Origin of the sequence: Pantoea sp. ACRSC, from assembly GCF_022346785.1 — a bacterium.
In the GTDB taxonomy this organism is placed as follows: domain Bacteria; phylum Pseudomonadota; class Gammaproteobacteria; order Enterobacterales; family Enterobacteriaceae; genus Pantoea; species Pantoea alvi.
This window is the reverse complement of sequence record NZ_JAKRNN010000001.1, coordinates 414,210-426,824: the sequence shown is the minus strand read 5'-3', so window position 1 is coordinate 426,824 and position 12,615 is coordinate 414,210. Positions and strand designations below refer to the sequence as shown.

At 58.9% G+C, this 12,615-nt stretch carries 14 protein-coding genes; 3 read left to right on the top strand and 11 right to left on the bottom strand.

Annotation, left to right across the window (positions count from 1 at the left end):
• The 10 genes from rlmC to MHZ97_RS02055 all read right to left on the bottom strand — a co-directional run bounded on the left by rlmC (window position 1) and on the right by MHZ97_RS02055 (window position 8,775).
• Window positions 1-1,155 (bottom strand): 23S rRNA (uracil(747)-C(5))-methyltransferase RlmC, encoded by a 1,155-nt coding sequence (rlmC, locus tag MHZ97_RS02100; RefSeq protein WP_239312428.1) that lies wholly within the window; start codon window positions 1,153-1,155, stop codon window positions 1-3.
• A gap of 48 nt (window positions 1,156-1,203) precedes the next feature.
• Window positions 1,204-1,671, bottom strand: coding sequence for a YbjO family protein (locus MHZ97_RS02095; protein WP_103795325.1), 468 nt, complete (start codon window positions 1,669-1,671; stop codon window positions 1,204-1,206).
• 73 nt (window positions 1,672-1,744) lie between these two features.
• Complete coding sequence (gene potI, locus MHZ97_RS02090) at window positions 1,745-2,590, bottom strand: putrescine ABC transporter permease PotI (protein ID WP_103795324.1); 846 nt, start codon at window positions 2,588-2,590, stop codon at window positions 1,745-1,747.
• Entirely contained in the window at window positions 2,587-3,552 is a 966-nt protein-coding gene (potH, locus tag MHZ97_RS02085; protein WP_103795323.1) for a putrescine ABC transporter permease PotH, read from the bottom strand. The genes potI and potH overlap by 4 nt, the downstream gene beginning before the upstream one ends.
• Window positions 3,553-3,561: 9 nt before the next feature.
• On the bottom strand, window positions 3,562-4,695 hold the full coding sequence (potG, locus tag MHZ97_RS02080; RefSeq protein WP_158253390.1) for a putrescine ABC transporter ATP-binding subunit PotG: 1,134 nt from the start codon (window positions 4,693-4,695) through the stop codon (window positions 3,562-3,564).
• Between the two features lie 112 nt (window positions 4,696-4,807).
• The gene (potF, locus tag MHZ97_RS02075; protein WP_103795321.1) at window positions 4,808-5,914 is read right to left on the bottom strand and encodes a spermidine/putrescine ABC transporter substrate-binding protein PotF; all 1,107 of its coding nucleotides are present in this window, start codon (window positions 5,912-5,914) and stop codon (window positions 4,808-4,810) included.
• A gap of 381 nt (window positions 5,915-6,295) precedes the next feature.
• Window positions 6,296-6,775 (bottom strand): YbjN domain-containing protein, encoded by a 480-nt coding sequence (locus tag MHZ97_RS02070; RefSeq protein WP_033789230.1) that lies wholly within the window; start codon window positions 6,773-6,775, stop codon window positions 6,296-6,298.
• 87 nt (window positions 6,776-6,862) lie between these two features.
• Window positions 6,863-7,765 (bottom strand): 30S ribosomal protein S6--L-glutamate ligase, encoded by a 903-nt coding sequence (rimK, locus tag MHZ97_RS02065; RefSeq protein ID WP_103795320.1) that lies wholly within the window; start codon window positions 7,763-7,765, stop codon window positions 6,863-6,865.
• Between the two features lie 18 nt (window positions 7,766-7,783).
• Complete coding sequence (gene nfsA, locus MHZ97_RS02060; protein WP_103795319.1) at window positions 7,784-8,506, bottom strand: oxygen-insensitive NADPH nitroreductase; 723 nt, start codon at window positions 8,504-8,506, stop codon at window positions 7,784-7,786.
• Window positions 8,506-8,775: a DUF1418 family protein gene (locus tag MHZ97_RS02055; RefSeq protein WP_239312448.1), complete on the bottom strand. Its 270-nt coding sequence runs from the start codon at window positions 8,773-8,775 to the stop codon at window positions 8,506-8,508. Before MHZ97_RS02055 ends, nfsA begins: the two co-directional genes overlap by 1 nt.
• A 196-nt stretch (window positions 8,776-8,971) precedes the next feature.
• Here MHZ97_RS02055 and MHZ97_RS02050 point away from each other — a divergent pair, with 196 nt between their 5' ends.
• Window positions 8,972-9,229, top strand: coding sequence for a GrxA family glutaredoxin (locus MHZ97_RS02050; RefSeq protein WP_103795317.1), 258 nt, complete (start codon window positions 8,972-8,974; stop codon window positions 9,227-9,229).
• 51 nt (window positions 9,230-9,280) lie between these two features.
• Here the strand turns inward: MHZ97_RS02050 and ybjM are convergent, their stop codons facing one another.
• Window positions 9,281-9,637 carry an inner membrane protein YbjM gene (ybjM, locus tag MHZ97_RS02045; RefSeq protein ID WP_239312451.1) on the bottom strand — a complete coding sequence of 119 codons (357 nt, stop codon included), beginning with the start codon at window positions 9,635-9,637 and terminating at the stop codon, window positions 9,281-9,283.
• Between the two features lie 251 nt (window positions 9,638-9,888).
• Here ybjM and MHZ97_RS02040 point away from each other — a divergent pair, with 251 nt between their 5' ends.
• Together MHZ97_RS02040 and ybjG are read left to right on the top strand one after the other, a co-directional pair.
• Window positions 9,889-11,577 carry an aspartate:alanine antiporter gene (locus MHZ97_RS02040; protein WP_103795315.1) on the top strand — a complete coding sequence of 563 codons (1,689 nt, stop codon included), beginning with the start codon at window positions 9,889-9,891 and terminating at the stop codon, window positions 11,575-11,577.
• A gap of 328 nt (window positions 11,578-11,905) precedes the next feature.
• Window positions 11,906-12,511, top strand: a complete 606-nt coding sequence (ybjG, locus tag MHZ97_RS02035) for an undecaprenyl-diphosphate phosphatase (protein ID WP_239312454.1) — start codon at window positions 11,906-11,908, stop codon at window positions 12,509-12,511.
• The last annotated feature ends 104 nt before the right edge of the window (window positions 12,512-12,615 follow it).

Sequence of the window (12,615 nt, the reverse complement as noted above, 5' to 3'; positions counted from 1 at the left end):
TCAGGACGCTGGCCCACCCTCCTCTTCCGCGCGGCGGCGCGTCAGCAGGCACAGCACTTCGAAGTGCGCGGTATGTGGAAACATGTCGAACAGCTGCACGCGCGTCACGCGATAATCTGCCAGCCGGGCGATATCCTGCGCCATGCTCTCGGCATTACAGCTTGAATAGAGAATGGTCTCCGGCGCCATGCGGCTGAGATAGTCGCAGAGCGCCGCGCCAATGCCGCGCCGCGGCGGATTAACCAGCACCAGGTCGGGCACCGCGTCGCGCCCGGTAGCGAAGGCGGTCGAGTCCAGCGCGGCGAAGTTGACCTTTTCCAGCCCCAGCATCTCTGCCGAACGCTGCGCGCAGGCGATCGCCTCGGCGCTAATCTCAATGCCGGTCAGCTGCATCTGCGGTGTGGCGCAGTGCAGGCCGAAGCCGCCGACGCCGCAAAAGAGATCCCACATGCTGCTGATGCGCAGCTCGCTGACCCAGTCGCGCGCGGTGGCGTAAAGCGCAGCAGCGACCTGCGGGTTGGTCTGGAAAAAGCTTTGCGGACGGATCCAGAGCGGCACCTGATTGAAATTCTCCGCCAGCGACTGCGACGGCGTCAGGGCTATTTCCTCATCCCCTTCCAGAATTGCCATATGCACCGGCTGAATATTCGCCGAGATAACCTTTAGCTGCGGCAGCTGCTGCTGCAGCCAGGGCAGCGCGGCGCGCAGCTGCTCCAGCTTTTCACGGGAGCGCAGCACAAAGCGCAGCATCATGCCGCCCTGCGTGCTCTCGGTGAGCAGCAGAAACTTCAGCTCGCCGCGCCTGCGCGCCACGTTATAGGGGGTAAGGCCCGCCCAGGCGATAAAGGGCTTTAGCGCGGCGAAAACCGGCGCGAAGCTGGCGGGATAAAGCGGGCAGGCGCAGAGATCCACCGCGCTGCCGTCGCGCTGCACCATGCCCAGCACCGGCCGCTCGACGCTGCCGCTGACCACCATCTTCGCCTTGTTGCGAAACGCCTGCTGCGCCGAGGTGACCGGCGGCAGCCACTGCCCGACCGGCTGCTGCGCCAGCAGCGCCTTCAGCCGCGACTGCTTGTCGCTGAGCTGCTGTGAATAGGGTTTTTCCAGCCACTGGCATGAGCGGCAGCGGTCGGCGTCATAGAGCGCGCATTGCATGGGGTAAGGCCTGTGTCATTCAAGGGGGTCGGGCGGAGCGCGATTGTATCACCGCTTGCGGAAAAATGCGCGGCTGGCGGTCGGCACAAACAGCAGCCCAAGCACCAGCAGATCGGGCAGCTTTTGCATCAGGGTATGGTGAATGATCTGCGCATTGCTGGCGCCGCTGATGCTGAAGATCTCGGGATAGATAGTGCCGGTCGACGCCAGCAGCATATAGAACAGCACTACCGCCTGAGTGATGGCGAAGCCCCAGCGGCCGCGGTTGCTGCCGCGCAGCAGCAGAAAGGCGCAGCGCAGCTCATAGAAAAAGATCAGCTGGCTGGCGATAAAGATAAGGGTAGAGTCCCAGGCCTGCGCGCTGCGATGCACAAAATTGACGATCTCCTCGACACCCAGCTCGTTCGCCAGCATCAGCACGCTCAGACAGCGCGTGGCGATAATGGCGATGCCCGCTACCGTGACCGGTACGGGGGCAAGAGAGAGAAAATCGCCTTTTTTCAGGGTTTCGGACATGGCCAGGCTCCATCACTGCACGCAGACGGGCGGAAAAATCCGCCCGCCTTTATAGTGGCAAAGATCAGTGATTTCAGCCACGTCTGGCCTTCTGAATATCGCGAATCCGCTGCTTTTCTTCATGCGCCATCCAGCGCCAGGCGATAAAGCCCACCAGCCCGACGACGAACAGGATCAGCGACGCCAGCGCGTTGATCTCCGGGTTAACGCCGCGCCGCACGGTGGCGAAGATCGCCATCGGTAAGGTGGTCGCGCCCGGCCCGGTGACAAAGCTGGCGATCACCAGATCGTCCAGCGACAGGGTAAAGGCGAGCAGCCAGCCAGTGACGATCGCCGGAGCGATCATCGGTACGGTAATCACAAAGAAGACCTTGAGCGGCGTCGCGCCCAGATCCATCGCCGCCTCTTCAATCGAGCGATCCAGCTCGCGCAGGCGCGAGTTGATCACCACCGCCACATAGGCGGTACAGAAGGTAACGTGCGCCAGCCAGATGGTCAGCATGCCGCGATCGCTCGGCCAGCCAAAGGCGTTACCCATGGCGACGAACAGCAGCAGCAGCGACAGGCCGGTGATCACGTCGGGCATTACCAGCGGCGCGGTCAGCATAAAGGCGAAGCCGGTGTGCCCGCGGAAGCGGCCAAAGCGCACCACCACCACCGCGGCCATCGTGCCGAGCACCACCGCCATGGTAGCGCTCAGCGCGGCGATGGTCAGACTTAACCCGACCGCATCCAGCATCGCTTCATCCTGGAACAGCACGCGATACCAGTGGAATGAGAAGCTCTCCCACACCGTTACCAGCTGCGAGCTGTTAAAGGAGTAAACCACCAGCAGCAGCATCGGCGCATAGAGAAACAGGAAGCCGCAAAGCAGAATGGCGGTGCGCCACGGCGAGCGAATCGCAGGCAGCTGATTCATTCCTTCTCTCCCATTTCACGGTTTTGATGCTTATGGAACCAGACGATCGGCAGGATCAAAATCAGCAGGATAATCACCGCCAGCGCCGAGGCGACCGGCCAGTCGCGGTTGTTGAAAAACTCCTGCCACAGGATGCGGCCAATCATAATGCTGTCCGGTCCGCCGAGCAGTTCCGGGATCACGTACTCGCCCACCGCCGGGATAAATACCAGCATTGAGCCGGCGATAATGCCCCCTTTGGTCAGCGGCACGATAACGCTGAAAAAGGTTTTCAGCGGCTTCGCGCCGAGATCGAGCGAGGCCTCTACCAGCGAATAGTCGATGCGCGTCAGCGCGGTATAGATCGGCAGCACCATAAACGGCAGATAGCAGTAAACGATGCCGATATAGACCGCCGTGTTGGTATAGAGGATCACCAGCGGATGGTCGATAACCCCCAGCCACATCAGAAAGCGGTTCAGGATGCCGTTGTTATTCAGCAGCCCCATCCAGGCGTAGACGCGCACCAGAAACGAGGTCCAGGAGGGCAGGATCACCAGCAGCAGCAGGATGGTGCGCATCGAGGGCTTGCTGTGCGCCACCGCCCAGGCGAGCGGGTAGCCGACCAGCAGGCAGATCAGGGTCGAGATCGCCGCCACCTTTAGCGACTGCAGGTAGGCGTCCACGTAGAGCGGATCGTCGGTCAGCGTCAGGTAGTTGCCGAGATTAAGCACCAGGTTGAGCTGATCGTCAGCCCAGCTGATCAGCTCGGTATAGGGCGGGATGGCGCGCGCGATATCGGCAAAGCTGATTTTCAGTACGATTAAAAACGGCAGCAGGAAAAAGAGCACCAGCCAGAGGTAAGGCAGCGCGATCGCCAGCTTGCGGCCGTGGCGCATTTTCATGCGCGTCGCCCAGCGCTGCAGCGGCGTACCCGCCAGCCGTGCGCCCGGCGGTTTGCTGGGGTGAAAGAGTTGACTCATTGCGTCTCCTTAGGCCGTCAGAACCACACAGCTGTCAACATCCCAGCAGAGGCGGACTTCATCGCCCCAGGTTGGCTGCCCTTTGCGGAAGCGGTGGGCGTTCTGCAGCTGGGCGCTGATCATCTGTCCGCTTTTCAGCCGGACGTGGTAGATAGAGAGATCGCCAAGGTAGGCGATATGCACCACTTCCCCCACGGCAAAGTTGTAGCCATCCGCCGGAACCTCCTCGCACAGCATCACTTTTTCCGGGCGCAGCGCGACGTGAACCGGCACGTTATCCGGCACTGACACATCGGAATCGACCTTCAGCGGATGCACCAGCCCCGGGCTGTCGATCACCAGACCATTTTCCTGACGCTCGCGCAGCATGCCGCTAAAGACATTCACCGAGCCGATAAATTCGGCGCTGTAAACGGTGGTCGGATGCTCGTAAATCTCTTCCGGCTCGCCGATCTGCACAAACTTGCCGCGGTTCATAATGGCGATGCGGCCCGCCATGGTCATCGCCTCTTCCTGATCGTGCGTCACCATGACGCAGGTCGCGCCGACGCGCTCCAGAATATCGACCACCTCAAGCTGCATGCGGTCGCGCAGCTTTTTATCCAGCGCGCCCATCGGCTCGTCGAGCAGCAGCAGCTTGGGGCGTTTCGCCAAGCTGCGCGCCAGCGCCACGCGCTGACGCTGACCGCCGGAAAGCTGATGCGGCTTGCGCTTCGCATACTCCTGCATATGCACCAGCGCCAGCATCTCCTGCACGCGCGCGTTGATTTCGCCCTTCGGCAGTTTGTCCTGCTTCAGGCCGAAGGCGATATTCTGCTCCACCGTCATATGGGGAAAGAGCGCGTAGGACTGAAACATCATATTGACCGGGCGCTGGTAAGGCGGCACGTGGGAGAGATCCTGGCCGTCCAGGACGATCTGGCCGCTGGTCGGCGGCTCAAAACCCGCCAGCATGCGCAGCAGCGTCGATTTGCCGCAGCCCGAGGCGCCGAGCAGCGCGAAAATTTCGCCTTTATAGATGGTCAGGCTGACATCGTCCACGGCGTGCTGGCCGTCGAACGATTTGGTCAGGTTGCGGATCTCCAGCAAGGGCGTTAACGCCTTTGCGGTTTTAGGTTGGGGACGAGGGATCGCGTCGTTCACTAACAGTCACTCCGGTCTACGCGGAACGGCTAAGCCAGCCGCAAAAAAAGGAAAACAGAGGCCAGCGCAGCGCCTCTGTTCCAGGTTGTAAGCTTACGAAATAAAGAGCCGCTTATTTTCCGCTTTTCACTCGAGTCCATGCGCGAGTGCGCGCGCGATCCAGCTTCGGATCCTGCACCTTCAGCACGAACAGCTTCGACATCGCTTCCGGCGTCGGGAAGATGCCCGGATTGTTGCGGATATCGGCATTGATCAGCGGCAGCGACGCCTTGTTACCGTTAGCGTAGGACATCTTGTTGGAAACGTCGGCAATCACTTTCGGATCCATGATGTAGTTCAGCCATTGATAGGCGGCGTCGACGTTTTTCGCATCTTTCGGGATCGCCATCATATCGAAGAAGGCGAGCGCGCCCTCTTTCGGCACGCTATAGGCGAGATGCACGCCGTTTTTCGCCTGCTCAGCGCGGTTTTTCGCCTGCAGAATATCGCCAGACCAGCCGATAGCAACGCAGGTGTTGCCGTTCGCCAGGTCGTTGATGTACTGCGAGGAGTGGAAATAGCGGATGCTGGGACGCAGCTTCAGCAGCAGATCGGTCGCCGCGCCAGAGTAATCTTTGGCGTCTGAGCTGTTGGGATCTTTACCCAGATAGTTGAGCACGGTGGCAAAAATCTCTTCCGGCGCGTCGAGGAAGGAAACGCCGCAGCTCTTCAGCTTTTCAAGGTTTTCCGGCTTCAGCACCAGATCCCAGCTGTTAACCGGCGCGTCGGCGCCCAGCGCGGCTTTCACCTTCTCGACGTTATAGCCGATGCCGGTGGTGCCCCACAGATAGGGAATCGCATATTTGTTGTCTGGATCGTGCTGAGCAACCTTTTTCATCAGCTCAGGATCGAGATTTTTGTAGTTCGGCAGCTTGCTCTTATCCAGCGGCTGGAAGACGCCGGACTGCAGCTGGCGCGCGAGGAAGCTGGATGATGGCACCACCACATCGTAGCCGGTGCTGCCCGCCATCAGTTTGCCTTCCAGCACTTCATTGGAGTCGAAGACGTCGTAGACCACCTTAATACCAGACGCCTTTTCAAAATTCGGCACCGTGTCCGCCGAGATATAATCTGACCAGTTATAGACATGCAGCGTTTTATCTTCCGCCATCGATCCTGCAGAGGCGACCATCAGTACGCCGGTAACCGCAGCTGACAACCATTTTTTTTGATTGAACATCTTTTTATTTCCTCCTGAGCGGATCGTTACAGGCTGGCTAAAGCGGAACCCAGCGCTGCGAGCTGTGCGTCAATTCACAGACACAATGAATCAATATTCATTGAGAGTTTAATAGTAAAAACTGATACCTGCGCTGCGAATCCACGTCTTATGCAGCCCCGCAAGAATAGCCTCGCTACCCTGTCGCTACCATACCCCAGCGTAAAAAACGCCTTTTAGCGACAGGTTATGCATGTTTGTGCTATGTGGTCTGGCAGGAACGGCACAAACCACGAGAAATATCTGGCAGTAAAGGGCAAAATGCAGAATAAAAAATGGTGGGCCGGAAATGAAAACTGCCGCATAAAGCGGCAGTTAAAACGGGTCGGAAAAGGGGCTGTTCTAGTGCAGCAGCGAGTGGCTGAAGCTCACCGGCGCGCGCTCTTCTTCTTCGCCCATCATCAGCAGATTATTGGCGAAGGCTTCCATAATCACCATGGAGACCTGCTCTTCGCTCTGCTTCATAAAGCTGGCGAACTGGCCAAAGGTCAACCCGGCGCTGGTCGCAAGGGACTGGCAGACAATTAGCTTCGGCAGATTGTCGTCCTGAATGTCGACAAAGGCTTTTACCGTTAGCGAACTGGCGTTGATCTGCGACAGATCGCCGACCAGCGGGATCAGCGCTGTTGGCTTTACCTCCGCCAGCGCGGAGAAGAGAATAACGTTGTCGACCAGATCGATTTTGGCGTCGAATACCCCATCGAAATTTTGCATGTGCGGCAGATGAAGTGCCTGACAGGCATCACATTCGAACCAGGTGATATTTTGCTGATCCAGCCAGCGACGCAACAGGTCGATATCCGGAACGACAAGAGAATCCATCGTAGTGTCCCAAGGGGTGAATAAACAGGCGACTAAGCTTACGGAAAAAATGCGCATGACGCTACGAAAACCGCTGAAAAGCGCGCGTCAGCCGCCGGTTTTAAGACTGAAACCGGGCAAAGCGTTGCGCTCTATCCAGTCGATCATCCGCCCGGCGATATCGATGCCGGTACGGGTTTCGATCCCTTCCAGGCCAGGCGAGGCGTTAACCTCCATGACCAGCGGCCCGCGCCGCGCGCGCAAAATATCGACGCCCGCCACGTCCAGTCCCAGCGTCGCAGCCGCTTTAACCGCGATGGCGCGCTCCTGCGGCGTAATCTCTACCGGATGCGCTTTGCCGCCGCGATGCAGGTTAGAGCGAAAATCGCCCTCTTTCGCCTCGCGTTCAATCGCCGCGACCACTTCGTCGCCGATCACCAGACAGCGCACGTCCCGTCCCTGCGCTTCCTGAATAAACTCCTGCACCAGAATATTCGCGTTAAGGCCGCGGAAGGCGTCGATAACGCTCTCCGCCGCCTGCCGCGTCTCCGCCAGCACCACGCCGATACCCTGCGTGCCTTCCACCAGCTTCACCACCAGCGGCGCGCCTCCCACCATGGCGATCAGATCCTGCGTATCGTCCGGCGACGAGGCGAAGCCGGTTACTGGCATATCAATGCCCTGACGCGCCAGCAGCTGCAGCGAGCGCAGCTTGTCGCGCGCGCGGGCGATCGCCAGCGACTCGTTGAGCGGGTAGCTGCCGCACATCTCGAACTGGCGCAGCACCGCCGTGCCGTAAAAGGTGGCGGCGGAGCCGATGCGCGGAATAACCGCGTCGAAATGGCCGAGCGCCTCGCCGCGGTAGTGCACCGCCGGCGACGCCGGGTTGATATTCATGTAGCAGGAGAGCGGATCGATAATTTGAATCTCATGCCCGCGCTGCTCGGCAACCTCACGCAAGCGTCGGCAGGAGTAAAGTTGCCCGTCGCGCGACAGGATAGCGATTTTCATTATCGATCCTCTTCAGCGTTAGCGCGTCGCCCAGCCCTGCTGGTGCAGGTAGTCGAGCATAAAGGGGCGCGTCTCTTTTACGATCAGACGCTGAATCAGTTCGCTCCAGGTCTCGCTGCGCTGATTGCTGTCGCGCTGCTCGTAATAGATCTCTGTGCGGCTGTCGTAATCGGCCAGCACCTGCGGATCGATCGGCTGATAGCGGTTTTCATGCACCAGCATCGCGTGGGGCAGGCGCGGCTTAAGGTCGGGCACGGCAGCGGGATAGCCGATGCAGAAGCCGAACAGCGGCAGCACGAATTTCGGCAGGCCGAGCAGCTCAGTAACCTGCGCGATATTGTTGCGGATACCGCCGATAAAGACGCCGCCCAGGCCGAGAGATTCGGCGGCGACCATGGCGTTCTGCCCCATCAGCGCGGTATCGACGCAGCCGAGCAACAGCTGCTCGGCGCGGCCCAGCTGCGCATCGGGACAAATCTGCAGATGGCGGTTAAAGTCGGCGCAGAATACCCAGAACTCCGCGGCGTCCGCCACCCACTGCTGACCGCCAGTCAGCGTAACCAGCTGCTGGCGCAGCGCAGGATCGGTGATGCGAATAATCGAAGAGCACTGCAGAAAGCTGGAGGTGGACGCCGATTGCGCCGCGGCGATAATCGCCTCACGCTGTTCTGCACCGATCGCCTGGTCGGTAAAGGCGCGAATTGAACGGTGGCTGCACAATAGATCGATAGTCGGTGTCATTAAGGTCTCCGGCGAGTCTCATTTTTATTAACGGTGCGACCAAACAGCTGCGGCGCCATCGCTTGCGCGGTGCGCCATATCATCAGCCAGGCGGCGGGCAGCATCAGCAGAATACCGATAATCAGCAGCGCAGTCGCCAGCGTCTTGCCGTCAGCATTCGCGGGCAGCGGCAGCCAGCGGTTGGCCAGCAGCAGCGCGCACAGCGTCAGCAGGCCGCCGAGCGCTTCCATGATCAGCAAGACTTTGGGTAAACGCGCCACATTGATCATCAACATTCTCCTGGGTCGCACCGGGCTTAGGCCGTCAATTATGGTCAAGGTTCAAAAACTTGCATAGACGACGCGCATCAGACTAACAGGCATTTCCTGCTTTCTTTAAGCGGTTTGAGCGGGCATCATAATGACCATCCATCCTGAGCTTATGTGACATGGGTCACATTAAATAGCCCGAATTAAGGAGCTTTTCATGGTTACTGTGATTTTTGGTCGTCCTGGCTGCCCCTATTGCGTCCGTGCGAAAGAGCTGGCCGACAAGCTCAGCGCCGAGCGCGACGACTTTAGCTACCAGTATGTAGATATCCAGGCGGAAGGCATTACCAAAGCGGATCTGGAGAAAAGCGCGGGCAAACCGGTCAGCACCGTACCGCAGATTTTTGTTGATGAGCAGCATATCGGCGGCTACACCGACTTCGCGGCCTGGACGAAAGAAAACCTGAGCGCATAAGTTTTTTTGCCAGCGCAACGGGCCGACTCGGCCCGTTTTTTCGTTCTGGCGTCAGCGCCAGACGATGCGCGCCAGGCGAACCAGCAGCGCGCCGCTGCCTGCCCAGAAGAGCGCGCTCAGGCTCCAGACCAGCAGGGTAAGCCAGCTGGTGTGGGCCAGCAGCGTATTATGCAGCAGCACCACGCCCAGCAGCGTACCCCAGAGCGCCATCAGCAGCGTGCTTTTTAGCGGGCTATCCGCATGCAGCAGCGCCATTACCGCGCCCGGCAGCAGAAAAAGCAGCAGCTCTGGCTGTCCGCCCAGCGGCACATTGCCCACCAGCCAGTAACGATGCGCATAAATAAACACCAGACTGTAGAGCACAATGCCAGGCATCGCACTGGTCCAGCGTAAGGAACGCCGTGGCATATCACCCCCATCTATTGAAAATCATCACAATGACAACAACCTGCCGCGCTTTCTGGTGGAAATAAAATGAAACAGGCCGTTAGCGGTATGAAATTATAAGCTAATGGCTGAGGGTGATTTTTATGATTAGAATACCTGCCGTCTAAGAGTGACCTGTTTAAATCAAACAGCAGGCTCACTGCGCGGCCTGCACAAGATAGCGAAAAACAGGCCTCTCATCAACAGCTTACAAGTAAACAAGAAGTTAAACAGTGAACATAAACGTCGCAGATTTGTTAAGCGGAAATGACGTTCTGTTATTATTTGTCGTTTTAGCACTCGGCCTTTGCCTGGGTAAATTGCGCCTCGGCTCAGTGCAGCTAGGAAATTCCATTGGGGTATTAGTCGTTTCTTTATTACTCGGGCAGCAACACTTTGCGATAAATACCGCCGCATTGAGCCTCGGCTTTATGCTGTTTATTTTTTGCGTCGGCGTTGAAGCAGGCCCTAACTTTTTCTCTATTTTCTTCCGCGACGGTAAAAACTATTTTCTGCTGGCGATCGTGATGGTGCTCAGCGCCCTGCTGCTGGCGCTCGGCTTCGGCAAACTCTTTGGCTGGGATATCGGGTTGACGGCGGGGATGCTGGCGGGATCGATGACCTCGACGCCGGTGCTGGTCGGCGCGGGCGATACGCTGCGGCAGAGCATCAGCAACCGCGATCAGCTGGCGCTGATGCAGGATCACCTCTCTCTCGGCTACGCCCTGACCTATCTGATCGGTCTGGTGAGCCTGATTTTCGGCGCGCGCTATCTGCCGCGCCTGCAGCATCAGGATCTGCCTACCTGCGCGCAGCAAATCGCACGCGAGCGCGGCCTGGATGCCGACAGCCAGCGCAAAGTCTTTCTGCCGGTTATTCGCGCCTACCGCGTCGGCCCGGAGCTGGTGGCATGGAGCGACGGCAAGAATCTGCGCGAGCTGGGGATCTATCGCCAGACCGGCTGCTATATCGAGCGCATCCGCCGCAACGGCATTCTGGCCAGCCCGGACGGCGATGCGGTGCTGCAGCTCGGCGACGAAATATCGCTGGTGGGCTATCCCGACGCGCACGCGCGCCTCGACGCCAGCTTCCGCAACGGCAAAGAGGTGTTCGACCGCGATCTGCTCGATATGCGCATCGTGACGGAAGAGATTGTGGTGAAGAACCATAATGCGGTGAATAAACGCCTCAGCAAACTCAATCTCACCGATCACGGCTGCTTCCTCAACCGCGTTATTCGCAGTCAGATCGAGATGCCGATCGACGACAGCATTATGTTGCATAAAGGCGATATTTTGCAGGTCAGCGGCGAGGCGAAGCGCGTGAAAAACGTGGCGGATCGCATCGGCTTTATCGCGATCCACAGCCAGGTGACCGATCTGCTGGCGTTCTGCGCCTTTTTTATCGTCGGGCTGATGATCGGCCTGATCACCTTTCAGTTCAGCAACTTTAGCTTCGGCATCGGCAACGCCGCCGGGCTACTGTTCGCTGGCATTATGCTCGGCTTTCTGCGCGCCAACCATCCCACCTTCGGCTATATCCCGCAGGGTGCGCTGACTATGGTGAAAGAGTTCGGGCTGATGGTGTTTATGGCGGGCGTGGGCCTGAGCGCCGGCAGCGGTATTAATCACGGTCTCGGCAGCGAAGGCGCGCTGATGCTGCTGTGCGGCCTGCTGGTGAGCCTGCTGCCGGTGGTGATCTGCTACCTGTTTGGCGCCTACGTGCTGCGCATGAACCGCGCGCTGCTGTTCGGCGCGATTATGGGCGCGCGCACCTGCGCGCCAGCGATGGAGATTATCTGCGACACGGCGCGCAGCAATATTCCGGCGCTGGGCTATGCCGGTACCTACGCCATCGCCAACGTGCTGCTGACGCTGGCCGGCACGCTGATTGTGATTATCTGGCCGATTTTGCCCTTATAAAATTTTTTTGACTCCGTCCAGAACTTTTTTGTTAAGGGTGAGTCTGAATAAGTGCCACTGCTTTTCTTTGAAATCCCCAAATTGTGGAGCCCGCCAGCTTTTTGCTGACGGGTTTTTTTATGCCTGCGATGAAGCCGGTCGCGACAGGCAGAGCGGGCAAAGGATGCGCGCACCGTCACCGAACCTAAACCGTTCTGCAACCTGCGTGTCATTTAGGAGCTGGCGCTATATCTCCCGCCCTGCCGCATCGCCAGAATAGGCCTTTTCTTTGGCATTTTGTGCGCAGCGGCGAACGGGTGCAGTTATAAGATGAGGATTTCTTACCATTATGGAAGCGCTAAACCACTCTCTGTTTTTATTTATTAACGCGACGCCCGCTTCGCCAGGCTGGCTGCTGGCGCTGGCGACCTTTATCGCCAAAGATCTTATCGCCATCGTGCCGCTGCTGATTGTCGCGCTCTGGCTGTGGGGCCCGCGCGACCAGCTGAAATCGCAGCGCGTGCTGGTGTTGAAAACCGGCATGGCGCTGATCTATGCGCTCTCTATCTCCTGGTGCGTCGGCCAGCTTTTTCCGCATCCACGTCCGTTCGCTATCGGGCTGGGCTATCAGTTTCTGCATCATGCGCCTGACGACTCCTACCCGAGCGATCACGGCACGACCATTTTCACCTTCGCGCTGGCGTTTATCTTCTGGCACCGCCTCTGGTCGGGCGTGATGCTGATGGCGCTCGGCAGCGCCATCGCCTGGTCGCGCGTCTATCTCGGCGTACACTGGCCGATGGATATGCTGGGCGGATTTCTGGTGGGACTGCTTGGCTGTCTGGCGTCGCATCTCGCCTGGCAGGGATATGGCGCGCGCATGCTGGCGGCCATTAACGCCCTCTACCGCGCGCTGTTCGCCCTGCCGATACGCAAGGGCTGGATTCAGGATTAAGAAAGCTGGTCTGAAAGCGGATAGCCCTGACAGGCAACCTCACCGTCTGAAGCGGATGGCGTGGGCAGAGTAGCAAAGCGGCCCGCGACAGGGATGTCGCGGGC

Bases quoted from the DNA above. Each gene is read 5' to 3' on its own strand.
- rlmC (WP_239312428.1), bottom strand. From the start codon at position 1,155: ATGCAATGCGCGCTCTATGACGCCGACCGCTGCCGCTCATGCCAGTGG.
- MHZ97_RS02095 (WP_103795325.1), bottom strand. From the start codon at position 1,671: ATGTCCGAAACCCTGAAAAAAGGCGATTTTCTCTCTCTTGCCCCCGTA.
- potI (WP_103795324.1), bottom strand. From the start codon at position 2,590: ATGAATCAGCTGCCTGCGATTCGCTCGCCGTGGCGCACCGCCATTCTG.
- potH (WP_103795323.1), bottom strand. From the start codon at position 3,552: ATGAGTCAACTCTTTCACCCCAGCAAACCGCCGGGCGCACGGCTGGCG.
- potF (WP_103795321.1), bottom strand. From the start codon at position 5,914: ATGTTCAATCAAAAAAAATGGTTGTCAGCTGCGGTTACCGGCGTACTG.
- MHZ97_RS02070 (WP_033789230.1), bottom strand. From the start codon at position 6,775: ATGGATTCTCTTGTCGTTCCGGATATCGACCTGTTGCGTCGCTGGCTG.
- rimK (WP_103795320.1), bottom strand. From the start codon at position 7,765: ATGAAAATCGCTATCCTGTCGCGCGACGGGCAACTTTACTCCTGCCGA.
- nfsA (WP_103795319.1), bottom strand. From the start codon at position 8,506: ATGACACCGACTATCGATCTATTGTGCAGCCACCGTTCAATTCGCGCC.
- MHZ97_RS02055 (WP_239312448.1), bottom strand. From the start codon at position 8,775: ATGATCAATGTGGCGCGTTTACCCAAAGTCTTGCTGATCATGGAAGCG.
- MHZ97_RS02050 (WP_103795317.1), top strand. From the start codon at position 8,972: ATGGTTACTGTGATTTTTGGTCGTCCTGGCTGCCCCTATTGCGTCCGT.
- ybjM (WP_239312451.1), bottom strand. From the start codon at position 9,637: ATGCCACGGCGTTCCTTACGCTGGACCAGTGCGATGCCTGGCATTGTG.
- ybjG (WP_239312454.1), top strand. From the start codon at position 11,906: ATGGAAGCGCTAAACCACTCTCTGTTTTTATTTATTAACGCGACGCCC.